23 protein-coding genes are annotated in these 25,612 nt (G+C 63.2%); 10 read left to right on the top strand and 13 right to left on the bottom strand.

All coding sequences use genetic code 11. The features are described from left to right. Positions 1-33 precede the first annotated feature (33 nt). Positions 34-924 (top strand): 1-aminocyclopropane-1-carboxylate deaminase/D-cysteine desulfhydrase, encoded by an 891-nt coding sequence (locus tag RGV59_RS24920; protein ID WP_126585750.1) that lies wholly within the window; start codon positions 34-36, stop codon positions 922-924. Here RGV59_RS24920 and RGV59_RS24915 read toward each other — a convergent pair. From RGV59_RS24915 to RGV59_RS24905, 3 genes are all read right to left on the bottom strand, one after another. Further along, the gene (locus RGV59_RS24915) at positions 921-1,466 is read right to left on the bottom strand and encodes a cytochrome b (protein WP_046485421.1); all 546 of its coding nucleotides are present in this window, start codon (positions 1,464-1,466) and stop codon (positions 921-923) included. The two genes, RGV59_RS24920 and RGV59_RS24915, sit on opposite strands and share 4 nt — an antisense overlap. Before the next feature lie 114 nt (positions 1,467-1,580). Then, positions 1,581-2,408: a phosphonoacetaldehyde hydrolase gene (gene phnX, locus RGV59_RS24910; protein WP_126585749.1), complete on the bottom strand. Its 828-nt coding sequence runs from the start codon at positions 2,406-2,408 to the stop codon at positions 1,581-1,583. Positions 2,409-2,437: 29 nt separating this feature from the next. Continuing rightward, entirely contained in the window at positions 2,438-3,547 is a 1,110-nt protein-coding gene (locus tag RGV59_RS24905) for a 2-aminoethylphosphonate--pyruvate transaminase (protein WP_102617258.1), read from the bottom strand. A gap of 126 nt (positions 3,548-3,673) precedes the next feature. Between RGV59_RS24905 and RGV59_RS24900 the strand changes: the two genes are divergently transcribed. Both RGV59_RS24900 and RGV59_RS24895 read left to right on the top strand, forming a co-directional pair. Next, complete coding sequence (locus RGV59_RS24900) at positions 3,674-4,531, top strand: LysR substrate-binding domain-containing protein (protein WP_017848130.1); 858 nt, start codon at positions 3,674-3,676, stop codon at positions 4,529-4,531. 101 nt (positions 4,532-4,632) lie between these two features. Continuing rightward, positions 4,633-5,340 (top strand): YebC/PmpR family DNA-binding transcriptional regulator, encoded by a 708-nt coding sequence (locus RGV59_RS24895; RefSeq protein WP_017848129.1) that lies wholly within the window; start codon positions 4,633-4,635, stop codon positions 5,338-5,340. 122 nt (positions 5,341-5,462) lie between these two features. Here RGV59_RS24895 and RGV59_RS24890 read toward each other — a convergent pair whose 3' ends face one another. The 4 genes from RGV59_RS24890 to RGV59_RS24875 all read right to left on the bottom strand — a co-directional run bounded on the left by RGV59_RS24890 (position 5,463) and on the right by RGV59_RS24875 (position 9,269). Further along, positions 5,463-6,776 (bottom strand): leucine-rich repeat-containing protein kinase family protein, encoded by a 1,314-nt coding sequence (locus tag RGV59_RS24890; RefSeq protein ID WP_102617291.1) that lies wholly within the window; start codon positions 6,774-6,776, stop codon positions 5,463-5,465. A 40-nt stretch (positions 6,777-6,816) separates the two neighbouring features. Next, a complete protein-coding gene (gene zapE / locus RGV59_RS24885; RefSeq protein WP_046485411.1) occupies positions 6,817-7,911 on the bottom strand; it encodes a cell division protein ZapE in 1,095 nt (364 codons plus the stop codon). A 117-nt stretch (positions 7,912-8,028) separates the two neighbouring features. Further along, positions 8,029-8,766, bottom strand: coding sequence for an anti-sigma factor family protein (locus RGV59_RS24880; protein ID WP_017848126.1), 738 nt, complete (start codon positions 8,764-8,766; stop codon positions 8,029-8,031). After that, on the bottom strand, positions 8,763-9,269 hold the full coding sequence (locus RGV59_RS24875; protein WP_046382864.1) for a sigma-70 family RNA polymerase sigma factor: 507 nt from the start codon (positions 9,267-9,269) through the stop codon (positions 8,763-8,765). Before RGV59_RS24875 ends, RGV59_RS24880 begins: the two co-directional genes overlap by 4 nt. 198 nt (positions 9,270-9,467) lie before the next feature. Here RGV59_RS24875 and RGV59_RS24870 point away from each other — a divergent pair, with 198 nt between their 5' ends. The 5 genes from RGV59_RS24870 to RGV59_RS24850 all read left to right on the top strand — a co-directional run bounded on the left by RGV59_RS24870 (position 9,468) and on the right by RGV59_RS24850 (position 14,914). Next, positions 9,468-11,075, top strand: a complete 1,608-nt coding sequence (locus RGV59_RS24870; protein ID WP_102617257.1) for an amino acid adenylation domain-containing protein — start codon at positions 9,468-9,470, stop codon at positions 11,073-11,075. After that, positions 11,068-12,366 (top strand): hypothetical protein, encoded by a 1,299-nt coding sequence (locus RGV59_RS24865; protein ID WP_102617256.1) that lies wholly within the window; start codon positions 11,068-11,070, stop codon positions 12,364-12,366. The genes RGV59_RS24870 and RGV59_RS24865 overlap by 8 nt, the downstream gene beginning before the upstream one ends. Before the next feature lie 43 nt (positions 12,367-12,409). Further along, positions 12,410-13,174 carry an enoyl-CoA hydratase-related protein gene (locus RGV59_RS24860; protein ID WP_017848122.1) on the top strand — a complete coding sequence of 255 codons (765 nt, stop codon included), beginning with the start codon at positions 12,410-12,412 and terminating at the stop codon, positions 13,172-13,174. Positions 13,175-13,295: 121 nt separating this feature from the next. After that, a complete protein-coding gene (locus RGV59_RS24855; protein ID WP_126585748.1) occupies positions 13,296-14,378 on the top strand; it encodes a catalase family peroxidase in 1,083 nt (360 codons plus the stop codon). Next, positions 14,375-14,914: a cytochrome b gene (locus RGV59_RS24850; protein ID WP_126585747.1), complete on the top strand. Its 540-nt coding sequence runs from the start codon at positions 14,375-14,377 to the stop codon at positions 14,912-14,914. Before RGV59_RS24855 ends, RGV59_RS24850 begins: the two co-directional genes overlap by 4 nt. A gap of 40 nt (positions 14,915-14,954) precedes the next feature. On the opposite strand, the gene RGV59_RS24845 is transcribed toward RGV59_RS24850, so the two are convergent. Both RGV59_RS24845 and RGV59_RS24840 read right to left on the bottom strand, forming a co-directional pair. Next, a complete protein-coding gene (locus tag RGV59_RS24845; protein WP_046485401.1) occupies positions 14,955-16,106 on the bottom strand; it encodes a M14-type cytosolic carboxypeptidase in 1,152 nt (383 codons plus the stop codon). Positions 16,107-16,570: 464 nt separating this feature from the next. After that, positions 16,571-16,921, bottom strand: a complete 351-nt coding sequence (locus RGV59_RS24840; RefSeq protein WP_126585746.1) for a DUF6124 family protein — start codon at positions 16,919-16,921, stop codon at positions 16,571-16,573. Positions 16,922-17,050: 129 nt separating this feature from the next. Here RGV59_RS24840 and RGV59_RS24835 point away from each other — a divergent pair, with 129 nt between their 5' ends. After that, on the top strand, positions 17,051-17,686 hold the full coding sequence (locus RGV59_RS24835; RefSeq protein ID WP_126585745.1) for a LexA family protein: 636 nt from the start codon (positions 17,051-17,053) through the stop codon (positions 17,684-17,686). Here RGV59_RS24835 and RGV59_RS24830 read toward each other — a convergent pair. Genes RGV59_RS24830 through RGV59_RS24815 form a run of 4 tightly spaced genes read right to left on the bottom strand, consistent with a single transcriptional unit; the run spans position 17,683 to position 23,209 of the window. Next, entirely contained in the window at positions 17,683-19,608 is a 1,926-nt protein-coding gene (locus RGV59_RS24830) for an acetyl/propionyl/methylcrotonyl-CoA carboxylase subunit alpha (RefSeq protein ID WP_126585744.1), read from the bottom strand. The genes RGV59_RS24835 and RGV59_RS24830 overlap by 4 nt on opposite strands. Next, positions 19,605-20,411 (bottom strand): gamma-carboxygeranoyl-CoA hydratase, encoded by an 807-nt coding sequence (locus tag RGV59_RS24825; RefSeq protein WP_046485393.1) that lies wholly within the window; start codon positions 20,409-20,411, stop codon positions 19,605-19,607. Before RGV59_RS24825 ends, RGV59_RS24830 begins: the two co-directional genes overlap by 4 nt. Positions 20,412-20,426: 15 nt before the next feature. Next, positions 20,427-22,034 (bottom strand): carboxyl transferase domain-containing protein, encoded by a 1,608-nt coding sequence (locus tag RGV59_RS24820; protein WP_046485391.1) that lies wholly within the window; start codon positions 22,032-22,034, stop codon positions 20,427-20,429. An 11-nt stretch (positions 22,035-22,045) separates the two neighbouring features. Next, positions 22,046-23,209 (bottom strand): isovaleryl-CoA dehydrogenase, encoded by a 1,164-nt coding sequence (locus RGV59_RS24815; RefSeq protein ID WP_057004448.1) that lies wholly within the window; start codon positions 23,207-23,209, stop codon positions 22,046-22,048. A gap of 151 nt (positions 23,210-23,360) precedes the next feature. Between RGV59_RS24815 and RGV59_RS24810 the strand changes: the two genes are divergently transcribed. Next, on the top strand, positions 23,361-25,043 hold the full coding sequence (locus tag RGV59_RS24810; protein ID WP_126585743.1) for an AMP-binding protein: 1,683 nt from the start codon (positions 23,361-23,363) through the stop codon (positions 25,041-25,043). The last annotated feature ends 569 nt before the right edge of the window (positions 25,044-25,612 follow it).

Below are 25,612 nucleotides of genomic sequence, written 5' to 3'. Positions count from 1 at the left end.
ACTACTGCCCCTTTTTTATACGGACTTGCGCCGATGGGCCCTTTCGACTGGCTCCCCCATGCGCCCCTGGAACCGCTGCCGCTGGATTGGCTGAACGGGGTCGAATTGGCCGTGCTGCGCCTGGACCGCATCGACCCGCTGATCAGCGGCAACAAGTGGTTCAAGCTCAGCGAACACCTGGCCCTGGCGCAACAGGCCGGTGCCGACGGGATCATCAGCCTCGGCGGGGCGTACTCCAACCACCTGCATGCGCTGGCGGCGGCCGGCAAGCGTTTTGATTTTTCCACCGTCGGCCTGTTGCGCGGCCATCCCCAAAACACGCCCACCGTTCTCGATTTGAAAGCCTTCGGCATGCAGTTGCATTGGCTGGGCTATGGCGGCTACCGCGCGCGGCGTGAACCCGGTTTCTGGCAGCCGTGGCACGAACACTATCCCCATCTCTACCCGGTGCCCGAAGGCGGCGGGGGCATCGCCGGGGCGTTGGGTTGCGGCGTATTGGTCGAGCAGGCGCGTGCGCAATTGAGCAACGTGGGGTGGGACGATTACGACGCATGGTGGCTGGCGGCAGGCACCGGCACGACTGTGGCCGGGCTGGCGTTGGCCGAGGCGGGGAGACATCCGGTGTACGGTGCAATGGCGGTGCCGGACGATCACGGCGTGGCGCAGAACGTGCGCGCTATCGTACAGGACGGCTATGCGCTGTTGGACGCCAGCCGGGGCGGCTTCGCCAAGGTCGACCCGTTGTTGCTCGACTTTATCGAGACCACGCAACGGGCCTGCGGCCTGCCGCTGGAGCCGCTCTATACCGGCAAGGCACTGCTGGCGTTGAAGCAACAGGTCGAAGCCGGACGCTTCCCTCCCGGCACGCGTCTGATCTTCGTCCACACCGGCGGCTTGCAAGGCCGCCGAGGGTTGGCTGCCTAACGCTTGGGCAGCATGCGCAACACAGTGTTATCGCGGATGAAGTAGTGGTGGTACAGACCCGCCACGGCATGCAGGCCGATCAACCAATAACCGATGGAGCCGCCCAGCTCGTGCCACTCTTTGATCTGCTTGGACAAGTCCTTGTTTTCGCCGATCAGGGGCGGTAACTCGATCCCATAGAACATCACGGAATGCCCTTGGGCGCTGACGATCAGCCAGCCAGCGATCGGCATGCCGATCATGAAGGCATACAGTGCAAAGTGCATCAGGGTCGCCAGCAGGCTCTGCCATTGCGGCGGTGCCGGTACGATTTTCGGCGCGACCCCCAGCGAGCGGGCAAACAGGCGCAGCCAGACCAGCACAAACACGGTCAGGCCGAACATGAAGTGCATTTCCACGATCAGCGCCCGCCCGCCACTGCCTTTGGGGAAGATCCCGCGAAACTCAATACAGGCGTAGACCACCGCCAGCAGCACCACCATCAACCAGTGCAACGCAACCGACATGGTGCTGTAACGTGACTCGGAATTTTTCCACGGCATCGCTTGATTCCTCACTCATCAGGGCAAACCTCCGTTCTTTGGCGACGAAGTCCTTTTACTGTAAGCCTGTTTTGCAGGGTTTGCCCGGCGCGAATGCCGTTGAGTTGACCTCGATCAGTGGCTTTGCGGCATTTCACCGCGGGCCAGGCGCTGGTTGATGTCGGCGATCACCGCTGGCAGGTCGCTGATGGTGTCGATCATGTAGTGCGGGCGCGAACCTTCGAACATCGCTTCGATACGCGTGCGCTCATGGGCCAGGCCGGCGCTGTCCAGGGCGCGGAACTGCGCGTAGGTCAGGCCCAGGGCGTTGCCGGAACAGGTCAGCGCCACGGTCCACATCCCGGCGCGACGGCCTTCGAGAATGCCCGGTACGGTGTCGTCGACCTTGACGCATGCCGCCACATCGTCAACGCCCAGGGCGATCACGTTGGCCAGGGCCTGCGCCGGCCATGGGCGGCCGTTGGGCACTTCGTCGGTGGCGACTACATGGTCGGCGACGTAGCCGTTGGTGGCGGCCAGCGCGACGACCTTGTCCATCACTTGCTTGGGATAGCCGGAGCAGGAGCCGATCTTGAGCCCTTGCGCACGCAGTGCGGCGATGCAGTCGAGGGCGCCGGGGATCAGCGCCGAGTGCTCGGCGATCTTTTCGATCTGCAGCGGCATGAAGCGCTGGTAGATCGCGCTCACGTCCTCGTCGCTGGGCGTGCGGCCGAACGCCTGGCGGTAACGCTCGGCGACCTGCGGCTGGTTGCACAGGGTGCGGATATGGTCCCATTTGCCCATGCCCATCGGGCCACGGGCTTCTTCGATGGAGACCTGGACGCCGAACTCGGCGAAGGCTTCGACAAAAATCTGCGTCGGCGCGAACGAACCGAAGTCGACCACGGTGCCGGCCCAGTCGAGGATGACAGCCTGCAGGGTATTAGGGTGTTGATAGTTCATGGTTCAGATCCTGGGGGTAAAAAGGGCAATCAGATGTCCAGCACTTGCATCGCGTGCAGCGCCTGCGCAATGGCCGCGACCGCCGCGCGCATCTCGGTCGCATCGACGTGGCCGATGCAGCCCACGCGAAAGGTGTCCACTTCGGTCAATTTGCCGGGGTACAGAATGAAACCCTTGGCCTTGACCCGTTCGTAGAACGCCTTGAACTGGTAGCGCGGGTCTGTCGGCGCGTGGAAGGTGACGATGATCGGTGCCTGGATCGCCGCCGGCAGGAAGCTGCGCAGGCCCAGTTCGGCCATGCCGTCCAGCAGCACCTGGCAATTGTTGGCATAGCGTCGCTGGCGCGCGGGCAGGCCGCCGTCTTCGTGGTATTGCAGCAGCGCTTCGTGCAGCGCGGCGACCACATGGGTCGGCGGGGTGAAGCGCCACTGGCCGGTCCTGGCCATGTACTCGTGCTGCTCGAACAGGTCCAGCGCCAGGGAGTGGCAGTTGCCTTGGGCGGCGCCCAGCGCGTGTTTTTCAGCGAAGACAAAGCCCATGCCCGGCACGCCTTCCAGGCACTTGCCCGAGGCGGCGATGAGGGCGTCGAACGGTACTTCGCGGGCATCGATCGGCAGCGCGCCGAAGGAACTCATCGCGTCGACGATCAGGCGCTTGCCATGCTCTTTGACCACCTGGGCGATCTGCGGCAGCGGGTTGAGCAGGCCGGTACTGGTTTCGCAATGGATCAACGCGACGTGAGTGATGGCCGGGTCGGCGTGCAGCAGGCGGTCGACGTCGGCGGCGGTAGTGGGTTCGTCCTCGGCGGTTTCAAAGGTGCTGAAATCGCGGCCGAGCACTTCGCAGATCTGCGCCAGGCGCTTGCCATAGGCGCCGTTGATCAGCACCAGCACCTTGCCGTTGCGTGGCACCAGGGTGCCGATGGCCGCTTCGACGGCGAAGGTGCCGCTGCCTTGCAACGGCACGCAATGGTGAGTGGCGGCGCCGTTGAGGATCGCCAGCAGTTGCGAGCAGACGCTGGCGGTCAGTTGATTGAAGCGCTCATCCCATGAACCCCAGTCCACCAGCATTGCCTGGCGGGTGCGGGCAGAGGTGGTCAGGGGGCCTGGGGTCAGCAGGATCGGCGCGGCGCTGCTCATTTCAAGTCCTCGCAAAGTGTCCGGGGGTGGACGTTACGGCGCCTAAATTGCAGTTTGGCTTGTCATCAATCAAATTGTTTGTTGTTATGCGAGCTATCAGTCAGGCCGATAGAAAGGTCACTCAACATGAACTTGTTCCAACTGCGCGCATTCGATGCAGTGGCCCGTGAGGGCAGCTTTACCCGCGCGGCGGCGCGGTTGTTCATCAGCCAGCCGGCGGTGACCGGGCACATCAAGGCCCTTGAAGAGCACTACCAGATCCCCTTGTTGCGCCGCACTGCGCGGCGCGTCGAGTTGACCGAAGAGGGGACACGCCTGGCAGCGATCACCCGGGCGATCTTTGGCCTGGTGGACGAAGCCCAGGCCCTGCTGGAGGCCAATCGGCAGTTGCTCAGCGGGCGCCTCGAAGTGGCGGCGGACGGACCGCACCTGGTGATGCCGATGATCGCCAGCCTGCGCGCGCGCTACCCAGGGATCACCGTGAACCTGCGCCTGGGCAATGCCCAGGAAACCCTGGCGGCGCTGCTGTCCGAGCATGCGGATGTGGCGGTGCTCACCGAAGTCGAACCACGCAACGGCCTGCACTTGCAGGCGCTGGGCGAATCGCGGATCTGCGCGTTGGTGCCGGCCAGCCACCCGTGGGCGACGCTGGCCCAGGGCATTCAGTTGGAGCAATTGCACGAGGTAATCATGGTGCTGCGCGAGCCGGGCTCCATTACCCGGCGCACCTTCGATCACGCCTGCCTCGGCGCCGGGGTGCAGCCGAAAGTGCTGCTGGAGCTGGACAGCCGTGAAGCGGTGACCGAAGCCGTTGCCGCCGAGTTGGGGGTTGGCGTGGTGTCCTCGATGGAGGTCAGCCCGGACCCACGCGTGCGTGCGCTGCCGATCCACGGGCAGGGGCTGCTCAACCGACACATGTTGGGGTGCATGGAGCGCCGTCGGTCGCTGCGTTTGATTCAGGCGTTTTTCGAGCTGGCGCCGTGAAGGTTTTTTGGTGGAACGTTGCGTTTTTGCCCTATAAACTCTGCCCCCAAAGCGCCGGCCAGTAGACGTCTCGGCGCGATGCATGAGGAAGAGAGCAAGTCATGGGCGCACAGTGGAAAGTCAAACATAAAGAAGCGGCAGCCAATGCCAAGGGCAAGATCTTCGGCAAACTGGTGAAAGAGATCACCATCGCTGCCCGTAACGGTGCCGACACCGCGACCAACGCCCACTTGCGTCTGGTGGTGGAGCAGGCCAAAAAAGCCTCGATGCCCAAGGAAACCCTGGACCGTGCCATCAAGAAAGGCGCCGGTCTGCTCGGGGAAACCGTGCAGTACCACCGCGTGACCTACGAAGGGTTCGCCCCGCATCAGGTGCCGCTGATCGTTGAGTGCGTGACCGACAACATCAACCGCACCGTGGCGGAAATCCGCGTGGCGTTCCGCAAGGGCCAACTGGGCGCTTCCGGCTCCGTGGCCTGGGACTTCAACCACGTCGGCCTGATCGAAGCCGCGCCGGACAGCCCGGACGCCGATCCTGAAATGGCGGCCATTGAAGCCGGCGCCCAGGATTTCGAAGAGGGCGAAGAAGAGGGCACCACCCTGTTCATCACCGAAACCACCGACCTCGACGCCGTGCAGAAAGCGCTGCCGGAGCAGGGTTTTACCGTGCTGTCGGCCAAACTGGGCTATATCGCGAAGAACCCGGTGACGGGGTTGACCGACGAGCAGATGGCTGAAGTCGAAGCCTTCCTCGAAGGCCTGGACAACCACGATGACGTGCAGGATATGTTCGTCGGCCTGGCCGGCTGATCCATGCCTGAATAAACGCGCTCAAAACTGTGGGAGGGGGCTTGCCCCGATAGCGGTGTGTCAGTCAACGACAATGTTGAATGGGCCACAGCCATCGGGGCAAGCCCCCTCCCACATTGGGTTCAGTGCTGTGGAATAGATTGCAGCAGCGCTTCGACTTCCTCGAAGCCCGGCCGCGCCAGCACTTCGGGCTGACAGCAGCGCGCCTGCAAGCCTTCCAGGATCTGGCGTGTGGTGTCGCTCAAGCCTACGTCGATCCGCTGCAACAACTCCCCGAGCAACACTCCGAACGCACGCACTTCAATGCGTTGCAGTGCCCGGGTTTCCAGGGTGTCGGCGGTGGCATGGAACGACGCCGCGCCGAAATCCCCGAGCAAGCAGTCGCCCGCCGCGTTCCACAGAATATTGTGGCCGTACAGGTCGCCATGGGTGATGCCATGGCGGTGCAGGTGCGCGCCCACCGAGGCGATGCCGCGAGCCATGCGCAATGCCACCGCGAGGCTGAAGCGGGTAGCCGGTTCGTAGATGTCGCGGGTGCAGGACGCCAGGCTCGGCAGGGCGGCGAGGTTGCGGTAGCTCGGCTCGATCAGGTCCATCACCAGCGCGGCCTGGTCGTCGGGGTGGCCAACCACGCGGCCTTCCACCTTGATCAGGTTGGGGTGCAACCCGGCGGCAATGCATGCCTGCATTTCGTGCAGCGGTGAGCCGTCGCTGGTGATGCTGCCTTTGTACAGCTTGACCGCCACCGGCTTGGCCGAGGGCTGCCAGAGTGCCTTGCGGATCACCCCGGAGGCGCCTTCCCCGAGCACCTCGGCCAGTTCCAGCGCCGACCATGGAATGTCGGGCGTCGCATCGTCGGCGGCCACGTCCGCCGCCATTTCCACCGGGTTGCCGGCGTAGGCCAGCCAGGTCAGGCTGGGCAGCGCCAGGAGCCAATCGGGCAAGCCGGTGAGGCGGTTGGAGGCGATGCGGATCAGCTCCAGGTTGTGACAATTGGCCAGGCTTGGCGGCAGGTGCGCCAGGTGGTTGCCGGCCAGCATCAGTTTTTGCAGCAGCGGCCGCTCGCCCAATTCGTCGGGCAGTTGGCTGATGCAGTTATCGGTGAGGATCAACCAGCGCAACAGCGGCGGCAACGCGGCGGCCGGCACGTGGCGGATGCGGTTGGCCTTGAAGCCGATCATGCTCAGCTTTGCGCATTGGCCCAGGCAGGCCGGCAGTTCGGTAAAGGCGTTGTCCGAGCAGAACAGCACGCGCAGGTGCGGCAGGCGATGCAGGTCGTCGGGCAGGCTGCTCAGGGCGTTGCCGCTGAGGTTGAGGATTTCCAGGGAGTCGGCCAGTTCGAAGATTTCCCGGGGGAATTCGGTCAGCCCACAGGACAGGTCCAGGCGCTGGATGCCGGCCAATTGGCCGGCCTTGAGTTGGACGAGGGTATTCATGAACGGCGCGGTCACTCGGCAAGGGGGCGTAAAAAGGCGCTCATGATACCGGGTCGGGCGTGTGTTGCGGGCGGACCGCCTGCAATTGGTTCAGGCGACTGGCGGTGCGCGCCAGATCGATGGCCTGGCCGCTCAAGGCCTGCTCCAGCGGGTGCGCGCCGATCAGGATCAGCTGTTTATCCTGGTCGTAGAGCACGTCCACCAGGTTGATAAAGCGCTGTTGCACGGCGATCGGGCAGTCTGCCAGGTGCGGCAGCCCGTCGATGATCCACTCGTCGAAGTCCTGGCACAGCAGCAGGTAATCCATCACCGCCGTGAGTTGTTCGCAGAGGTCATGGAAGGTGAAGGCGATGCGCCGTGCCTGCTGGCTGCGGCAGCGCAACTGGCGGTTGCCGACCGTCAGCGCCTGCGCCGGGCAATCCGTGGCCGGCAGCCCGAGCGCGGTTCGCTGCGCCGGTGTACCCGGCCACACGTACCGACCGCTGCTGAAGCGCTGTTCGGCATGGGCCTGGGGCAGGCTGCGAAAGTCCTTGGGCGAGCTGACTTCCAGCACGTCCATGCGCGCTGCGATCAGGTCGATCACCGGCTTGAATCGCTCGTGGTACAGCGGGTTGGGCAACAGCCCTTGCGGTGGATAATTGGACGTCACCAGCACCAGGACGCGACGTTGGAACAACGCCTTGAACAGGCGGTTGATCAGCATCGCATCGCCGATATCGTGGACATGGAATTCGTCGAAACACAGCACGCGGCAGCCATCCAGCAGCGCATCCAGGGTCACGGCCAGCGCATCGTGGTGCTGACGGTGGGCGAACATGCCCCGGTGCAGGCGGGCGAAAAAATCATGGAAATGCACGCGTTGTTTTTCGGCGATCGGCAATGCCTGGAAAAACCCGTCCAGCAGCCAACTTTTGCCGCGCCCCACCGGCCCGTGCAAATACAGGCTGCGGGTGGGCTGGCCGGCGAGCAGGTGGTGGGTCTCGCGCGCCATCGCCGCAATCGCCCGGGCCTGTGCGGCGCTGAGGGTATAGCCGTGCTGCTCGGCCTTGGTCTGAAAGAAGGTGGGGATGGGTGAGTCGTCGTGGGTGGGGTGTTTTTTACCGAGCAAACGACGGATCAGGGAACGCGGCGCCAAGGGGAGTCACTCTGTGTGCGGTGGTCGCTCACTTTAGGGCGACAATCGGGATTTGACCAATAGCGAAGCGCGCCGCCAGCCATCTCGAAAACGCATGGCCTTTACGGGGCGTGGGCTTCAGAACTGCAGCAGCGGCGTGGTCGGCAGCCCCTGCGGGCTGACCATTGCGTAGTTGTACCCGCCGCCGGACCAGTACTCGGCGAGCAAACCATCGGCGCTGCGGCTGCCGCGGGGCAGGAAGTTATTTTCCGGGCCCGGCGGGCGGATGTAGAAACTGATGTGCCGGCCTTGCCGATCCTCGTACAGCACCATCGCCGCCGCGCCTTGTTCGGTGCTGAGCAAGCGCCCGCTGACGGCGGTGAAACCCGCCTGGCTCAAGTCGGGCAGACGCTGGGCCTGGTTGAAATAGCGGTCGAGCCAGGTTTGCATCGTGGCGTTGCCCTGGGCGTGATAGTCGGCGGGCAGCACGCCGTCCTGGGCAAACAGGCGGTAAGCCTGCATGGCATCGGCCATGGGCAGCATGGGCGGTTGCGTGGCTTCGCGCGCCTGCCAGCCACCCAGGCCGCCGAGGCTGACCGCCATCAGCAGCACCGCCGCCGTGGCGAAATGGCGGCGCGACTGCTGCTTGATGCGCTGGCGGATCAGCGCCGGGTCCAGGGCCGGGTTGGCCGGCTGCTGCAACGCGCCACTCAAGGCGGCGCGCAATACGTGCGCGTCCTGCTGCCAGGCATGCACCTGGGCGGCGACCTCGGGGTGGGCGGCCAAGTAGGTTTCCAGCACGCGTCGATCGCTCTCCGGCAGTTGCTGGTCGACATAGGCATGCAAATCGCGTTCGCTGGGGGGCAGGCTGATCATTTGAGTATCCGCAGGGAAGGGCTGGTCATTTCGCCATCGCTGAGTTGACGCAGGGCTTGGCGCGCCCTGGACAGACGCGACATCACAGTGCCGATGGGCACGTCGAGAATCTGCGCGACTTCCTTGTAGCTCAAGCCTTCGACCGACACCCACAACAGCAGGGCGCGCTGTTCGCTGTTGAGCCGGTCGAAGGCTTGCAGGGTCGACTGGGCGATTACCGTGCGTTCGACCGACGGCTGCACATCGTCGCGGCCGGTGAAGAACTCGAGCATGCGCGCATAACGCCGGGTGCGCCGATGGGCATCGAGGAACTGCCGGTAGAGGATCGAGAACAGCCAGGCGCGCAGGTCGCCGTCGACGGTTTTGTCGGCCCAGCGGGTGATCGCCCGTTCCAGGGTCGATTGCACCAGGTCGTCGGCGCTGCTGGCGTTACGGCTCAGGGACAGGGCAAAGCGCCGCAGCCTGGGGATGAGTTCACGTAACTGTTCGTCGAGTTCATGCATGGGGAGTCGAGTCTAACCGGTTGTGTGCAGGTAGACGCTGCTCCCCGTAGGTTATTCCACTCGCGATGAAAAGAAACTTTACGCGTGTCGGTGAGAAGTTTCTGTAAAGCCTGAGCGCCTGTAATCGCGGGCTCGTACCTCAATCCACCCTCATACCTGCCAGCCATTTTTCGGCAGTCAACCGATGAGGGTGTATCCATGATGTTTTCACCGACCGAAAAACCGCTTTTTTCCCCGCCCATGCTGGCGCCTCTGCCTGTCCTGCAGCGCGCCTTGGTTGAACAATGGGGCTTTGGCCCATCGACCCCGCCGAGCGCCGCCTGTATCCACCACGCCATCGAAGCGCAAGCGGCGCTGGCGCCGCATGCGACGGCGGCAGTGTGTGCGGGGCAGCGCATCAGTTATGAACAACTCAACCGCCAAGCCAATCGTTTGGCCGCGGGCTTGATCGAGCAGGGCGTCAAACGCGGCGACACTGTGGCGCTGTTCGTCGAGCGTTCGATCCCCATGCTGGTGGGCCTGTTGGCCGTGTTGAAGGTCGGCGCCGCGTATGTGCCGCAGGACGCCAGAATCGTCCCGCCCCTGCAACTGGCCATGGTCCTCGAGTCATTGACCAGCCCGCTGATCCTGACCCTGTCGCACCTGGCGGATCGCATCCCGTCAGACGCCGCCCATCGCAGCTTGTGCCTGGACACGTTCCTGGCCGAAGTACCCTGGATCGCCCAGGACAATAAGCCGGTGGGCGCCGTCGTCGACACCCATGACCTGTGTTTCGTGCTGTTCACGTCCGGCACCACGGGGCGCCCCAACGGCGTGTGTGTCAGTCACCGTAACGTATGCAACATCCTGTTGACGCAGCCTGGGCGGATGGGCATGGCGCCGGGCCGCAACGTCGGGCAGATCCTCAATATCGGCTTCGACATGGCGGCCTGGGAAATACTCGGCTGCCTGGCCCATGGCGCGACGTTGCTGATTCGCGGCAAAGCCATTGCGCAGACCGCTGCACAGTGCCATGTGTTGATCGCAACCCCTTCGATCCTGGCCGGCCTCGATCCTCGGCAGTGCCCCGATCTCCAGGTGGTCGCGGTCGCCGGAGAACCCTGTTCCCAGGCCCTGGCCGAGCGTTGGGCGGCGCATTGCACGTTCTACAACGGCTGCGGCCCCACCGAAACCACCATCGTCAATACGCTGCATCGGCATGTACCTGGCACCCCATTGACCATCGGCCAGCCGACCCCCAACAACAGCGTGTACGTGCTCGACGAACAGGGCTACCCCTGTGAGGCGGGGCAAGCCGGGGAAATGTGGGCGGGCGGCGCCGGGGTAACGGCGGGCTACCTGAACAACCGCGCATTGACCCACGAACGGTACCGTCCGGACCCCTTTGTGGGCGGCGACGCTATGATGTTCCGCACACGCGACCTGGGGCGCTGGACGGCCGACGGGCAACTCGAGCACCTGGGGCGCGTCGATGACCAAGTGAAAGTCCGAGGGTTCCGGGTGGAACTGGACGCGGTGTCCAGCGCCCTGGAAGCCGGCGATGGCTGCACGCGGGCCGTCACGCTAAAACTCGACAGCCGCACCTTGGTCGCCTTTGTTTCGCCGGCCAGCGCCGACGTGGCGTCCTGCCGACGCCAATGCGAGCAGCGCCTGGCCTACTACTGCGTGCCGGCGCTGATCGACGCAGTGGAGCATTTTCCACTGACCGCCCGCGGCAAGATCGACAAGGCGCTGTTGCTGCAACGGGCGCGTGAAAGATGGGTGGCCATGCAGGCGTTCGCGGTGCAGGAGCCCGGCCATGCTTGATGCCCTGAGTCAAACCGTGGTGCCGCCCAAACCGGCGCTCTGGCGGCGCTGGACGGCGTTGCCGGTGTTTTCCTACTACAACCGCCTGGCAGCGCTGGTGTTGCTCAGCAACCTGGCGTTTGCGGTGCTGGGCGTCGGCCTGCAGGGCGTCAGCGCCCAGACGTTGTCGGCGCTGGTGCTGATCAACCTGTCGCTGGCCATCCTGATTCGCCAGCAATACCTGATCAATGCGTTGTTCTGGCTGGCGACGCGCATCCCCGTCACCTGGCCGCTGCGTGTGCGGCGCAGCGCGGCCAAGGTGTACCACGTCGGCGGGCTGCACAGTGGCGCGGCCCTGGCGGCCACGGGCTGGTTCGCGGGGTGGGTCGGTGTGCAGGCCACGGACTATCTGCAGCGGCCGGGCAGCGTTTCGTCCGCTGGGTTGTGGCTTGGCGTGACGCTGCTCGGCGTGTTGCTGTTGATGGTGGGCATGGCGCAACCGCGCATCCGGGGGCGATTTCACAATGGCTTCGAGCGGGTTCATCGGTTTGCGGGGTGGGCCGCGTTGCTGTTGTTTTGGGCGCAGACCTTGCTGGCGTCCGTCGAACGCGGTGCGAGCCTGCTGCACAGTGGCGCGTTCTGGATGCTGGTGCTGTTGACGCTGAGCATCGCGCTGCCCTGGCTGCGGCTGCGCAAGGTCGCCGTTGAGCACACGCGGCCTTCCGGGCATGCGGTGATTACGCGCTTTACCCACACCACGCCATTCGCCGGTTCGTCGACCGCGATCAGCCGACATCCGCTGTTGGAGTGGCACTCGTTTGCCAACATCCCCACACCGGGCCAAACCGGGTTTCGGCTGACCATTTCCCGCGCCGGGGATTGGACGGGGCGGTTTATCGAGGACCTGCCGCGCCATGTGTGGGTCAAGGGCATCACCACCGCTGGCGTGGCCCATGTGGAAACCCTGTTCAAGTCGGTGGTGTACGTCGCCACCGGCAGCGGGATCGGCCCGGTCATGCCGCATTTACTCGCGGCGCGGCTGCCGATCCAGCTGATCTGGTCGACCCGCAGCCCGCGCAAGACCTACGGCGACGAATGGGTCGACGAGATCCTGCGTGCCCAGCCCGACGCGTTGATCTGGGACACCGATGAGCGCGGCAAACCTGACCTGGTGCAGTTGGCCTACGGCGCGGTGCAAGCCTGTGGCGCGGAGGCTGTGATCTGTATCGCCAACCAACGACTGACGCGGCAGGTCGTGCAAGAGCTGGAAGCCCGGGGGATACCCGCCTATGGCGCGATCTGGGATTCGTGAAGCGCATGTGTTCATTAAACGATATCAATCAATGGAGGTGCCTATGAATGTAGTGATCGAGCGTCAGGGTCGGGTGGTCCTGGTCAGGCTCAATCGTCCCCAGGTCAAGAATGCGCTGAACTCGGCGCTGATGACCGAGCTGGTTTCCTGTCTGGAGGCCCTGGACCAGGACCCCCAGGTCGGGTGTTTTGTCATTACCGGCGGTGCGCAGTATTTTGCCGCCGGAGCCGATATCAAGGAGATGAGCGGCAAGACCTATCAGGACATGCTCAACGAGGATTACTTCGTCGGCTGGGAGGCATTTACCCGCCTGCGCACGCCGACCATCGCCGCCGTCAACGGTTACGCCTTCGGCGGAGGGTGCGAACTGGCGCTGATGTGCGACATGATCTTTGCCGCCGATAGCGCCACCTTTGCCCAGCCGGAGATCAAGCTCGGCGTGATCCCTGGCATGGGGGCGACCCAACGTCTGACAGGCTTGATCGGCAAGGCCAAGACCATGGATCTGGTGCTGACCGGGCGGCCGATGACGGCTCACGAGGCTGAACAGGCCGGGTTGGTGTCGCGGGTCTATCCGGCGGCGAGCTTGCTGGAGCAGACGCTGGCAGTGGCCGCGCAAATCGCCGGTTTTTCTCGCCTGGCCACCCGGGCGGCGCGCGAGGCGGTCGAGCAATCCCTGCAGCTCGGGCTGCACGAGGGCGTGCGGCTGGAACGTCGACTGTTCCACAGTCTGTTCGCCACGCCCGATCAGCAGGAGGGCATGCAGGCGTTTCTCGACAAACGACCGGCCGCGTTCAATCGGGTGTAGGAGGGCCAAGGACTCGGCGTTGGGCTGCTCTGAAAAAAAACTACAGTGAAGGAGGAATAAACCTACATGGGATTCGTCTCATAGCTCAATTTCCCCTTGGCCATGTGCCCTGGAGCTTTTCATGGTAGATCACTCATCACCGCCCCGTCCGCCACTCAGCACGGCCAGCCTGGCGATCAGGCTGGCGTGTATCGGTGGCGTGGTAGCGGCTGTCGCCGGGGCGTTTGCCTACGTCAACGGCACCTTCGACCCACAACGCCTGCAGCCCAAAACCCTGGTCAATGCCCTGGAAACCAATAACGGCATCCACCCGGGGTTTCGGCGCAACCATGCCAAGGGCATGTGTGTCGCGGGGTACTTCGAGAGCAGCGCCGAGGCGCGTGCCTACTCCAGTGCCCAGGTATTCAATGCGGCCAGGACCCCATTGATCGGCCGGTTTGCCTTGCCCAGCGGTAACCCCTACGCGCCGGACAGCAGTGTGCCGATCCGCAGTTTTGCCGTGCAATTCAGCCAGGCCAACGGCCAGCAGTGGCGCACCGGGATGAACAGCATGCCGGTGTTTCCGGTGGGCACCCCCGAGGCGTTCTACCAACTGCTCAAGGCCGGCGCGCCCGATCCGGCCACCGGCAAGCCCAACCCGGCGAATATGCCGGCGTTCTTTGCGGCCCATCCCGAGGCTGCGCCGTTCCTGGCGTGGGTCAAGACGGCCAAGCCATCCGCCAGCTATGCGACGGAAACCTACAACGGTATCAACGCGTTTTTCCTGGTGGGCGCCGATGGCAAGCGCCAGGCCGTGCGTTGGGCGGTTGTCGCGCAAAGCCAGGATGCTGTGGGCGATACCGCGCCAGCCGGCAGTGACTTCCTGGAAAAAGACCTGGTGCAACGTCTGGCTTCAGGACCGCTGCGTTGGCAGTTGAACCTGACCCTGGCCAACCCCGGCGATCCGCTCGACGATGCAAGCAAACCCTGGATCGGTGAGCACAAAATACTCAACGCCGGCACCCTGGTGCTGCAAAGCAGCCAAGCGCAAGCAGACGGCGATTGCCGCGACATCAACTTCGATCCGCTGATTCTGCCAAGCGGCATCGAGGCTTCGAATGACCCGCTGTTGGCTGCGCGTTCGGCCGCCTACGCCAGTTCCTACCTGCGCCGCGCCGCAGAAGTCAGCCCGTTGCACCGCCCCCCTCAGGAGTCGAAGCCATGAATGCCCAACCACGGTTTTTCGCCCCCCTGGCGCGCCTGCTGCACTGGCTGATGGCGCTGATGATCATCGCCATGCTGTTCATCGGCGCGGGCCTGGCAGCGTCGGTTTCCGAACGGCATGAATGGTTGATCCTCCTGCACAAGCCGCTGGGTATCGCGATCCTGGCGTTGGTGATCGTGCGTTTGGCGGTGCGTTTTTTCACGCGCCAACCGCCGTTGCCTAGCGATTTGCCGCGATGGCAAGTGTTGGCGGCCAAGGCTTCCCATTGGCTGCTGTATGCCTTGATGCTGGTGTTGCCGCTGCTCGGTTGGGCGATGATTTCGGCGGCGGGCGACCCGGTGATGCTCAGCCATTCGGTGCAACTGCCGGCGCTGGTGTCGGCCAACGCACCGCTGTTCGCGGTGCTGCGCAAGGCCCATGGCTATCTTGCCTACGTGCTGTTTTTCACGGTGTTGTTGCACCTGGCGGCGGCGCTGTTCCATGGGTTGATTCGCCGTGACGGCGTGCTGCAGAGCATGACGGGCACCCAGGACTGAGGCCCGCGCTTGATCCGTGTGGCGAGCACGCTCGCCACATTCAGCGCAACAGGCCGACGATATCGGCCACGCTGCTCAACACATCCTTGCCCAACTGCATCGAGCGTTTGCCCGACCAGCCGGTGTTCGGGTTGGGCGCGTCGTCGTTGTCCTTGAAGGGCATCTCCAGGGTCAGCGACAGGCAGTCGTACTTCTCACCGACGGCATTGCAGGCCAGGGTCATATTGGCTTCGCCCGGCAGGTCGCGGGTGTAGCCGTGGGTGGTCTGGAAGTCACGGGTCAAGGCGCTCAGGTGGCTGCGAAAGTGCTTTTCCAGGGCTTCGATACGCGGGGTGTAGCCGGGGTTGCCTTCGCAGGCGGCGGCGAATACGTAGGGGATTTCCTCGTCACCGTGGATGTCGAGGAACAGGTCGACGCCATACTTTTCCATTTGCGTCTGGACGAACAGCACTTCCGGGCTGATCTCCTGGCTGGCGCTCTGCCAGGCGCGATTGAGGTCCTGGCCCATGGCGTTGGTGCGCAGGTGGCCGTGAAACGCGCCGTCGGGGTTCATGTTCGGCACCAGGTACAGGTCGGCGACGGCCAACAGCTTTTTCAGCTCGGCGTCACCGTCCTGCTGCAGGCGTTCGATGATGCCTTCCATAAACCATTCGGCCATGTGCTCGCCGGGGTGCTGCTGGGCGATGATCCACACCTTGCGCCGGCCTTCACCACCTTTGCCACGGCGCAACAGTTGGATATCGCGGCCTTCGACACTTTTACCGGTGGCCAGCAAGCGGGTACCCGCATGGTTCAGCGCCTGGTCGATGAGCCAGTCGTGGCGTTCGCGACTGTAGGGTTCGAAGTAGGCAAACCAGGCGTGTTTCTCACGGGTTTCGAGACTGATGTGCAGGGTTTCGCCGTCGAAACGCGTAGGCACCCGAAACCAATTGACGTGGTCATACGACGCCACGGCGTTGTAGCCGCTCCAGGCGTGTTTATAGGACGATTGCCCGGCATTGCTCAGGCGGAAGGTGTGGGTGTGGCCCACGTGCATGCCTTCGGCCTTGAAATGGAACCATTGGAAATGGTGACTGCGGGTATCGGGTTTGATTGCCAGCAACAAGTGATAGGCATCGCTGGCATCCAGAACCTGGATGTTGCCGCTGTCGAAGTTGGTGCTGATTTTGATGGAGGTCAAGGCCACGGTCATAGTCTGGCTGCCTGAGTATGAGTGTTGTGGCGGTTATCTTACACAGAGGCCGGGCAAAATCCGGATGCAAAATTGTTGCGGGAGGAGGGGGCGTCATCCTTGACGCCGCAGCAGCTTAGAATTTATGAGATTGATTCTCAAGTGCTATTTCGCAAAGGTCTGAGCCAGAGCGGTCGCCCGACTTTCTTTTGACGATGGTCTTTTGCTATCATGCGTGCCATCAAGCAACACACAGTCTTCATTAGCCTGAAGCAAAGCCAGAGACGCTGGCAAAAAAAAGACCCGGCCAAAGAGCCGGGTCAAAAACCGTGATTAGCCTGATGAGGAGATATTCCAAGAGTCCGACCTAAGGTCCCTTGGTCTATCGACTGATCTCGCGATCAGCTTGGTCCAATAATAATCATTATCATTTGCAAGTCAAATGTTTTTATCCGTGGGATAGAAATATTTTTCTTTCGCGTGGCTCATGCACCGTCCTGAGTCTGCGGCGCCTGCAACGATCGCTCCACCATCGCCTTCGCCATATCAATCAAATACACCACTGAAAATGCCAGGTCACGCTGGTTGCCTTGATGGCTGCTCGCCGATTCGTAGGCTGTGGCAGCCGCGCTGCGCAACAGGTCCGAGGCATGCACCAGGGCTTCCTCCGGGCTGACGCCGGGCTTGATGCTGAAGAAGGCGTCGTTCGGGGCCGAGGCGCACATCTCTTCTTTCAAATAGTAATCCAGCGCACGTTGGGCGGCGCCGCTGCTGCGCATGTCGAGCAGCTCATGGGATTCGGGTTCGCAGGGCAGGCGATACGGGCTTGTCGTCATAGGGCGGTACTCGGGTTGGGTGTCGAAACGCTGATACCCGATGATAGTACGTATCGTATTTATGTCGTTTTATGGATTACTACAAACTGTTTATTGCCCTGAAAAATACGCGACGTATTGTCAGGCCCCATGGATAAATGGATCGCGTTGGTCAGGGCCAACATGAAAGACCGCAAGGTCACGCAGGATGAACTGGCCGAACGCCTGGGCATGTCCCAGGGCGGTGTCGGGCATTGGCTGAACAAGCGCCGGGTGCCAAGCCTGGCGGATATGAACCGGGTGCTGGAAGCGCTGGGGCTGGGCTCCCTGGAAGTCGCGCTGGATATTCGTCGCAAGGCCGATGCGCTGCCGGTTGGGCCACCACACTACAACCCGTACTTCCGCTACCCGGTCAGCGATTGGAAAGGCGTGTGCGAACTTCGCGAAGAGCGCCCGGCCTACGGCGCGGCGCGCTTCGAACTGACGGACTACCATGCCCGGGGCGAGGCTTACTGGCTGCCCGTGGTCGGCGACGCGATGACCGCGCCCAGTGGCCTGAGCATCGGTGCCGGGATGATGATCCTGGTGGACCCGGCCATCGACGCCGAACCCGGCAAGCTGGTGGTCGCGCAGTGGGCGCACAGCCCGCAGGCGACCTTCCGCCAGTTGCGCGAAGAGAGCGGCCAGCTGTACCTGGTACCGCTCAATCCGACTTACCCCAAGCGCCTGTTCAGCGGCGATTGCCGCATCCTCGGCGTCGTCGTGCAGGCCACGGCGAAGTTCTAGTCCGCTGGTTCAAGCTCGACCAGCGCGCAACCTTCGGCAACCATTTCGCCTTCCTGGCAGAACAGTGCCTTGACCACGCCGGCCTGGGGCGCGCGGATGCTGTGTTCCATCTTCATCGCTTCCAGCACCACCAACTGAGTGCCGGCTTCGACGGTCTGGCCGATGTCCACCAGTACCCGCACGATGCTGCCGTTCATCGGTGCGGTGAGGCCGCCTTGGTGGGATTGGTTGGCTTCGACTGCCGCAATCGGATCGAACAGGCTGACGGCATGTATGTCGCCCTCCCAGCGCAGGAACAGCGTGCCTGCGCTACGCACGGCCAGATGGGCACGGCGCACGCCCTGATGGTCGATCAGCAGCTGTTCGCCTTGCAGTCGCGGCGTGTGTTGCGCCAACGTCACCAGGCGATCCTGGCCGTTGCAGCTCAAGTGCAGCGAGACTTCGGCGGGCAGCCCTGCGCGAAAGCCGCGGGTGTCTGCCCACGGTCCGTCGCCGGTCGGCAGACTCTGCATGAAGGCCGAACCCGCGGCCTGCCAGAATTCGTCGCTCAATGCTCCGGGCAGCGGCAGCAGTTCGTCCTGATAGCGCGGAATAAAGCCGGTATCCAGCTCGGCGGCGGCAAACGCCGGATGGGCGATGATACGTCGCACAAAGCCCAGGTTGGTCTTGAGCCCGCCGACGGCGAACTCGTCGAGCATGCTCAACAGCCGCAGCCGCGCTTGTTCGCGGTCTTCGCCCCAGGCAATCAGCTTGCCGAGCATCGGGTCGTAGAAGGGCGAAACGCTGTCGCCTTGCTCGACGCCGCTGTCCACGCGGCGGCCCGGGCCGGGTGCGGATTCGCGGTACAGCGTCAGGTGGCCGGTCGCGGGGAGGAAATCATTGGCCGGGTCTTCGGCATACAAGCGCACCTCGATCGCATGGCCGATCAACGGCACCTGCGCCTGGGTGATCGGCAGCGCTTCGCCCTGGGCCACGCGAATCTGCCAGGCCACCAGGTCGAGGCCGGTAATCGCCTCGGTCACCGGGTGCTCCACTTGCAGCCGCGTGTTCATCTCCATAAAGAAAAACTCGCCACGGGCATCCAGCAAAAACTCCACCGTGCCCGCGCCCACATAACCGATGGCCTGGGCCGCACGCACCGCGGCTTCACCCATCGCCCGGCGCTGGTCGGCGCTCAAGCCGGGCGCCGGGGCTTCCTCGACGACTTTTTGGTGGCGCCGCTGGATCGAACAATCGCGCTCGTTGAGGTACAGGCAGTGCCCCTGCTGATCGGCAAATACCTGGATCTCCACATGGCGTGGCTTGAGCAAGTACTTCTCCACCAGCATCTGCGCGTTACCGAAGGACGACAGCGCCTCACGCTGGGCGGAAGCCAGGGCTTCGGCCAGTTGACTGACGTCCTCGACCACTTTCATGCCCTTGCCGCCGCCACCGGCCGTGGCCTTGAGCAGCACCGGGTAGCCGATGCGCGCGCAGGCGGCGCGGAAGGTATCCAGATCCTGAGCTTCGCCGTGGTAGCCCGGCACCAGCGGCACGCCGGCGGTTTCCATCAGTGACTTGGCGGCGGATTTGCTGCCCATGGCGTCGATTGCCGAGGCGGGCGGGCCGAGAAAGATCAACCCGGCCGCCTCGACGGCGCGGGCAAAACCGGCGTTTTCGGAAAGGAAGCCGTAGCCCGGATGAATCGCCTGGGCGCCGCTGGCCTGGGCGGCGGCGATCAGTTTGTCGATTTGCAGGTAACTGTCGGTCGCTTTGCTGCCGCCCAGGTCGACGCGGATATCGGCTTCGCGGCTATGGCGCGCATCGCGATCGGTGGCGCTGTGGACCGCCACGGTGGTCAACCCCATCGCCTTGGCGGTACGCATCACGCGGCAGGCAATTTCGCCACGGTTGGCCACCAGTATCGTGGTCAGTGTGCTCATGAGCGTGGCTCCTGCGACTGCCAGCTGGGCGGGCGTTTTTGCAGGAATGCGCGTAAACCTTCCTGGCCTTCGGCGCTGACGCGGATCCGGGCGATGGCATTTTCGCAATAGCGCCGCAGCGCCGGGGTGAGGGCGCCGTTACCGACTTCGCGCAGCAGATCCTTGCTTGCACGCATCGCTGCCGGGCTGTTTTGCAGGAGGTTGGCAATCCAGTGGTCGACCTGTTGATCCAGGGTTTCGGCCGGATAGCTTTCCGCCAGCAGGCCGATGTCGCGCGCGCGTTCGCCGCCAAAACGTTCGGCCGTGAGCGCATAACGACGCGCCGCGCGTTCCCCGATGGCTTGCACCACAAACGGGCTGATCACCGCAGGCGCCAAACCGATGCGTACTTCGGACAGGCAGAACTGCGCGTCATCGGCCCCGATCGCCATGTCGCAGCAACTGATCAGGCCCAGCGCGCCACCGTAGGCCGCGCCTTGCACCACCGCCAGCGTCGGGATTTTCAGCTTGGCCAGGTTGTACATCAGCTCCGCCAGTTCGCGGGCGTCGTCGAGGTTGGTGGCGTAATCCAGTTCGGCCGACTGTTGCATCCAGGCCAGGTCGGCGCCGGCGCTGAAGTGTTTGCCGCGCCCGCGCAGGACCAGAAAGCGTAGCGCCGCATTGCCCTGCACCTGGTCGAGGGCGATGATCAGTTCGCGGATCATCTCGGCGTTGAAGGCGTTGTGCTTGGCTTCGCGACTGAGCCACAGCGTGGCGAAACCACGGCTGTCGGTGATCAGTTCGAGGGTGTTGAAATCGTTCATGGGGTACAGCTCCATTTACATGCGGAACACGCCGAAGCGGCTCGGCTCGATGGGGGCGTTCAGTGCGGCAGACAGGGCCAGGGCCAGCACGTCGCGGGTCTGCAACGGGTCGATGACGCCGTCATCCCACAGGCGTGCGCTGGAGTAATACGGGTGGCCCTGGGTTTCGTACTGGTCGAGGATCGGCTGTTTGATCGCCGCTTCCTCTTGCGCGCTGAAGCCGTTGCCGGCGCGTTCGGCCTGCTCGCGCTTGACCTGCACCAACACGCCGGCCGCCTGTTCGGCGCCCATCACGCCGATGCGCGCGTTGGGCCACATCCACAAAAACCGCGGGTCGTAGGCGCGGCCGCACATGCCGTAGTTACCCGCGCCAAAACTGCCGCCGATGATCACGGTGAATTTCGGCACCTTGGCGCAGGCCACCGCCGTGACCAGCTTGGCGCCGTGCTTGGCGATACCGCCGGCCTCGTACTTCTGGCCGACCATAAAACCGGTGATGTTTTGCAGGAACAGCAACGGAATCCCGCGCTGACACGCAAGCTCGATAAAGTGCGCGCCTTTTTGCGCGGCTTCGGCGAACAGAATCCCGTTGTTGGCCAGGATCGCTATCGGGTAGCCGTGCAAGTGTGCAAAGCCGCAGACCAGGGTGGTGCCGAACAGCGCCTTGAACTCATCGAACACCGAACCGTCCACCAGCCGCGCAATCACTTCGCGCACGTCGAACGGCTGCTTGGCATCGGCCGGGATCACGCCGTACAACTCTTCGCCGCTGTACAGCGGCGCCACTGGCGTGCGTTGCAGCAACTGGCCTTGTTTGCGCCAGTTGAGGTTGGCCACGCTGCGCCGGGCCAGGGCCAGGGCGTGTTCATCGCTGTCGGCATAGTGGTCGGCCACGCCGGAGATCTTGCAGTGTACGTCGGCACCGCCGAGGTCTTCGGCGCTGACCACTTCGCCGGTGGCGGCCTTCACCAGCGGCGGGCCGGCGAGGAAGATGGTGGCTTGCTGGCGCACCATGATTGCTTCGTCCGCCATCGCCGGCACATAGGCGCCGCCGGCAGTACACGAGCCCATCACCACCGCAATCTGCGGGATGCCCTGGGCGCTCATGTTGGCCTGGTTGAAGAAGATCCGCCCGAAGTGCTCGCGGTCGGGGAAGACCTCATCCTGGCGCGGCAGGTTAGCGCCGCCGGAATCCACCAGGTAGATGCATGGCAGGCGGTTCTGTTCGGCGATGGTCTGCGCGCGCAGGTGTTTCTTGACCGTCAGCGGGTAGTAGGAGCCGCCTTTCACCGTGGCGTCGTTGGCGACGATCATGCATTCGACGCCTTCCACGCAGCCGATCCCGACAATCACCCCGGCGGCCGGCACGTCTTCGCCATACACCTGATGGGCGGCCAGTTGGCTGAGTTCCAGGAACGGCGAGCCCGGGTCGAGTAAGCGGTTGATCCGCTCGCGCGGCAGCAGTTTGCCGCGCGAGGTGTGGCGCTCCTGGGCCTTGGCGCCGCCGCCTTGCTGCACCTGGGCGAGCAGGGTGTGCAGGGCGTCGACCTGTTGGCGCATCGCCGCGCTGTTGGCGGCGAACTCCGCCGAACGCGGGTTGAGCAGGGTGTGCAAGGTGGCCATGGCGCGCTCCTTCAGCGGGTTTCGTTGAAGAGTTCGCGACCGATCAACATGCGCCGGATCTCACTGGTGCCGGCGCCGATTTCGTACAGCTTGGCGTCGCGCAGCAGGCGTCCAGCGGGGAATTCATTGATGTAGCCATTGCCGCCCAGGATCTGGATCGCGTCGAGGGCCATTTGCGTGGCGCGTTCGGCGCTGTAGAGGATCACCCCGGCCGCGTCCTTGCGCGTGGTTTCGCCGCGCTCGCAGGCCTGGGCCACCGCGTACAGGTAGGCGCGGCTGGCGTTGAGTTGGGTGTACATGTCGGCGACCTTGCCCTGGATCAGCTGGAATTCGCCGATGCTCTGGCCGAACTGCTTGCGGTCGTGGATGTACGGCACGATCAGGTCCATGCAGGCTTGCATGATCCCGGTCGGGCCGCCGGACAGTACGACGCGTTCGTAGTCCAGGCCGCTCATCAGCACTTTGACGCCGCCGTTGAGCACGCCGAGGATGTTGTCCTCCGGCACTTCCACGTCATCGAAGAACAGCTCGCAGGTGTTGGAGCCGCGCATGCCGAGCTTGTCGAACTTGTTACTGCGGCTGAAGCCTTTCCAGTCGCGCTCGACGATGAACGCCGTGATGCCGTGGGCGCCTTTGTCCAGGTCGGTCTTGGCGTAGATCACGTAGGTGCTGGCGTCGGGGCCGTTGGTGATCCAGGTCTTGCTGCCGTTGAGCACGTAGTGATCGCCGCGCTTGTCGGCGCGCAGTTTCATCGAGACCACGTCGGAGCCGGCATTCGGCTCGCTCATGGCCAGGGCGCCGACGTGTTCGCCGCTGATCAGCTTCGGCAGGTACTTGAGTTTCTGTTCATGGCTGCCGTTGCGGTTGATCTGGTTCACGCAGAGGTTGGAGTGGGCGCCGTAGGACAACGCCACCGACGCCGAACCACGGCTGATCTCTTCCATGGCCACCACATGGGCCAGGTAGCCCAGGCCGGCACCGCCGTATTCTTCGGCCACGGTAATGCCCAGCAGGCCCATGTCACCGAACTTGCGCCACAGGTCGGCGGGGAACAGATTGTCGATGTCGATTTGTGCCGCGCGCGGAGAAATCTCCTTGGCCACGAAGGACTGCACTTGGTCGCGCAGCATGTCGATGGTTTCGCCGAGGGCGAAGTTCAGGGAGGGGTAACTCATGGACAGGCACCTTTATTGAGCTTTGTTGTTGTGGGGTGACGGCACCGGGGGAGGGGATGCTCACCTTTACGTTAACGTAAGCTTGCGTTGCGGCGCTGTCAATCGTAGTTTACGTTTACGTCAACCTACAAAAAAGACAACAGGGGTCGTTATGGATCAACCGAATCAGAGCTACAGCCGTGGCTCTCAGGACAAGACCTTGTTGGCCATGACGATCGGTCAGGCCTTCGATCACACGGTTGCGCAGTCTCCCGATGGGGAAGCCTTGGTGGTGCGTCACCAGCAACGCCGCTACACCTGGCGGCAACTGGCCGAGACCGTCGACCTGCACGCCCGCGCGCTGCTGGCGTTGGGCCTGCAGCGCGGTGATCGCCTGGGCATCTGGGCGCCGAACTGCGCCGAGTGGTGCATCAGCCAGCTGGCCAGCGCCAAGCTCGGGGTGATCCTGGTCAATATCAATCCGGCCTATCGCAGCACTGAGCTGGAATACGTGCTCAAGCAATCCGGCTGCCAATGGCTGGTGTGTGCCGGTTCGTTCAAGACCTCCGATTACCACGCGATGTTGCAGGAACTGCTGCCCGAGCTGGCGGAGCAACCCGTCGGCCGCTTGAACTGCGAAAAACTGGCGGACCTGCGCGGCGTGATCAGCCTTGCGCCGCGCCCGCCCACGGGCTTTTTGCCCTGGTCGCAACTGGCGGCCCTTGGTGCGGGCATCCCGCCTGAGCGATTGACCGCGCGCCAAGCCAGCCTGCACTTCGACCAGGCCGTCAATATCCAGTACACCTCCGGCACCACCGGCTTCCCCAAGGGCGCCACCCTCAGTCATCTCAATATCCTCAACAACGGCTACATGGTCGGCGAAAGCCTGGGCTTGACCGCGCAGGACCGCCTGGTGATCCCCGTGCCGCTGTATCACTGTTTCGGCATGGTGATGGGCAACCTGGGCTGCATCACCCACGGCACCACCATGATTTACCCGAACGATGGCTTCGACCCGCTGCTGACCCTGGCCGCCGTCGCCGAAGAACGCGCCAGCGCCCTGTACGGCGTGCCGACCATGTTTATCGCCATGCTCGACCATCCGCAACGCGGCGAGTTCGACCTGTCCAGCCTGCGCACCGGGATCATGGCCGGTGCCACCTGCCCGATCGAAGTGATGCGTCGGGTCATCGGCGAAATGCACATGAGCGAAGTGCAGATTGCCTACGGTATGACCGAAACCAGCCCGGTGTCCCTGCAGACCGGCCCCGATGACGATCTGGAGCGCCGCGTCACCACGGTCGGCCGCACCCAGCCGCAATTGGAAAGCAAGATCGTCGACCTCGCCGGTCACACCGTCGCGCGTGGCGAGATCGGTGAGCTGTGTACCCGTGGCTACAGCGTGATGCTCGGTTACTGGAACAACCCCGACGGCACCCGCGACGCAATCGACGACGCCGGCTGGATGCATACCGGTGACCTGGCGACCATGGACGAGCACGGCTACGTGTGCATCGTCGGGCGCAACAAGGACATGATCATTCGCGGTGGCGAGAACGTGTACCCGCGCGAGTTGGAAGAGTTTTTCTTCACGCACCCGGCGGTGGCCGATGTGCAGGTCATTGGTATTCCGGATGAGCGTTATGGCGAAGAGATTGTTGCCTGGGTCAAGTGTCACCCCGGGCATGTGGCCAGCGCGCTGGAGTTGCACACGTGGTGCAAGGGGCGTATCGCGCACTTCAAGACGCCCAAGCATTTCAAGTTCGTGGACGAATTCCCGATGACGGTCACCGGCAAGATCCAGAAATTCCGCATGCGCGAGATCTCGATCGAAGAGCTGCGAACGCAGTCTTAGTCGTTTCGCTGAAAACTTGTGGGGGAGGGAGCAAGCCCCTCCCACAGTTTAAATTGCGTAATCCCAGACAGCACAAAGGGGACCCGAAGGTCCCCTTTAATTTGTTGTTACGTGCTCTTTTTTTATTATTGAGGGGCGGTCTATTGTTGTTTTTGGCAACCGTTACCCTTTACCGCTGTTTTTGGCGACCCCATCCAGGGTCAAGAGCAAACGTATTTTTTTGAGCGCTGATCTGCTTCTTCGTACACGATCCAACCAGTGGGTAGCTACCTGAGGTAGTTTTATTTTTCTCTATCCGGTTGCGGGTTTCGGCATGCCGTACCCTGCGAAGCACATCTTCTCCAAAAAAATCTGTTAGCTGCGTCTCTGCCGTGTTGTTTTTGTTATGTCAGAGTCGTTTCGTCTTATTTTTATTAGGTTTGGCGCTTTTTATTCTTGTTATGCCATAGAGATAGCAGAAGCCGTGCCAACTTTTAAAAATCGTTTAAAATCAATGAGTTGAGTTTTTTGTGAGAAATGTCCTACGGTAAACACAAGAAAATATGTTCCCGTGTTACTCGTCCGGCCGG

The sequence above is a fragment of the Pseudomonas sp. FG1 genome, assembly GCF_034313875.1.
Taxonomy (GTDB): domain Bacteria; phylum Pseudomonadota; class Gammaproteobacteria; order Pseudomonadales; family Pseudomonadaceae; genus Aquipseudomonas; species Aquipseudomonas veronii.
Note: the sequence above shows the minus strand (reverse complement) of the source record. Positions and strands in the feature narration are given on the sequence as shown.

What these genes read in the sequence shown, in the direction of transcription:
- RGV59_RS24920 (WP_126585750.1), top strand. Translation starts at nt 34, where the DNA reads ATGGGCCCTTTCGACTGGCTCCCCCATGCGCCCCTGGAACCGCTGCCG.
- phnX (WP_126585749.1), bottom strand. Translation starts at nt 2,408, where the DNA reads ATGAACTATCAACACCCTAATACCCTGCAGGCTGTCATCCTCGACTGG.
- RGV59_RS24815 (WP_057004448.1), bottom strand. Translation starts at nt 23,209, where the DNA reads ATGAGTTACCCCTCCCTGAACTTCGCCCTCGGCGAAACCATCGACATG.
- RGV59_RS24895 (WP_017848129.1), top strand. Translation starts at nt 4,633, where the DNA reads ATGGGCGCACAGTGGAAAGTCAAACATAAAGAAGCGGCAGCCAATGCC.
- RGV59_RS24905 (WP_102617258.1), bottom strand. Translation starts at nt 3,547, where the DNA reads ATGAGCAGCGCCGCGCCGATCCTGCTGACCCCAGGCCCCCTGACCACC.
- RGV59_RS24915 (WP_046485421.1), bottom strand. Translation starts at nt 1,466, where the DNA reads ATGCCGTGGAAAAATTCCGAGTCACGTTACAGCACCATGTCGGTTGCG.
- RGV59_RS24845 (WP_046485401.1), bottom strand. Translation starts at nt 16,106, where the DNA reads ATGACCGTGGCCTTGACCTCCATCAAAATCAGCACCAACTTCGACAGC.
- RGV59_RS24855 (WP_126585748.1), top strand. Translation starts at nt 13,296, where the DNA reads ATGGTAGATCACTCATCACCGCCCCGTCCGCCACTCAGCACGGCCAGC.
- RGV59_RS24835 (WP_126585745.1), top strand. Translation starts at nt 17,051, where the DNA reads ATGGATAAATGGATCGCGTTGGTCAGGGCCAACATGAAAGACCGCAAG.
- RGV59_RS24870 (WP_102617257.1), top strand. Translation starts at nt 9,468, where the DNA reads ATGATGTTTTCACCGACCGAAAAACCGCTTTTTTCCCCGCCCATGCTG.
- RGV59_RS24875 (WP_046382864.1), bottom strand. Translation starts at nt 9,269, where the DNA reads ATGCATGAACTCGACGAACAGTTACGTGAACTCATCCCCAGGCTGCGG.
- RGV59_RS24860 (WP_017848122.1), top strand. Translation starts at nt 12,410, where the DNA reads ATGAATGTAGTGATCGAGCGTCAGGGTCGGGTGGTCCTGGTCAGGCTC.
- RGV59_RS24840 (WP_126585746.1), bottom strand. Translation starts at nt 16,921, where the DNA reads ATGACGACAAGCCCGTATCGCCTGCCCTGCGAACCCGAATCCCATGAG.
- RGV59_RS24900 (WP_017848130.1), top strand. Translation starts at nt 3,674, where the DNA reads ATGAACTTGTTCCAACTGCGCGCATTCGATGCAGTGGCCCGTGAGGGC.
- RGV59_RS24865 (WP_102617256.1), top strand. Translation starts at nt 11,068, where the DNA reads ATGCTTGATGCCCTGAGTCAAACCGTGGTGCCGCCCAAACCGGCGCTC.
- RGV59_RS24880 (WP_017848126.1), bottom strand. Translation starts at nt 8,766, where the DNA reads ATGATCAGCCTGCCCCCCAGCGAACGCGATTTGCATGCCTATGTCGAC.
- RGV59_RS24850 (WP_126585747.1), top strand. Translation starts at nt 14,375, where the DNA reads ATGAATGCCCAACCACGGTTTTTCGCCCCCCTGGCGCGCCTGCTGCAC.
- RGV59_RS24825 (WP_046485393.1), bottom strand. Translation starts at nt 20,411, where the DNA reads ATGAACGATTTCAACACCCTCGAACTGATCACCGACAGCCGTGGTTTC.
- RGV59_RS24820 (WP_046485391.1), bottom strand. Translation starts at nt 22,034, where the DNA reads ATGGCCACCTTGCACACCCTGCTCAACCCGCGTTCGGCGGAGTTCGCC.
- RGV59_RS24890 (WP_102617291.1), bottom strand. Translation starts at nt 6,776, where the DNA reads ATGAATACCCTCGTCCAACTCAAGGCCGGCCAATTGGCCGGCATCCAG.
- RGV59_RS24830 (WP_126585744.1), bottom strand. Translation starts at nt 19,608, where the DNA reads ATGAGCACACTGACCACGATACTGGTGGCCAACCGTGGCGAAATTGCC.
- RGV59_RS24810 (WP_126585743.1), top strand. Translation starts at nt 23,361, where the DNA reads ATGGATCAACCGAATCAGAGCTACAGCCGTGGCTCTCAGGACAAGACC.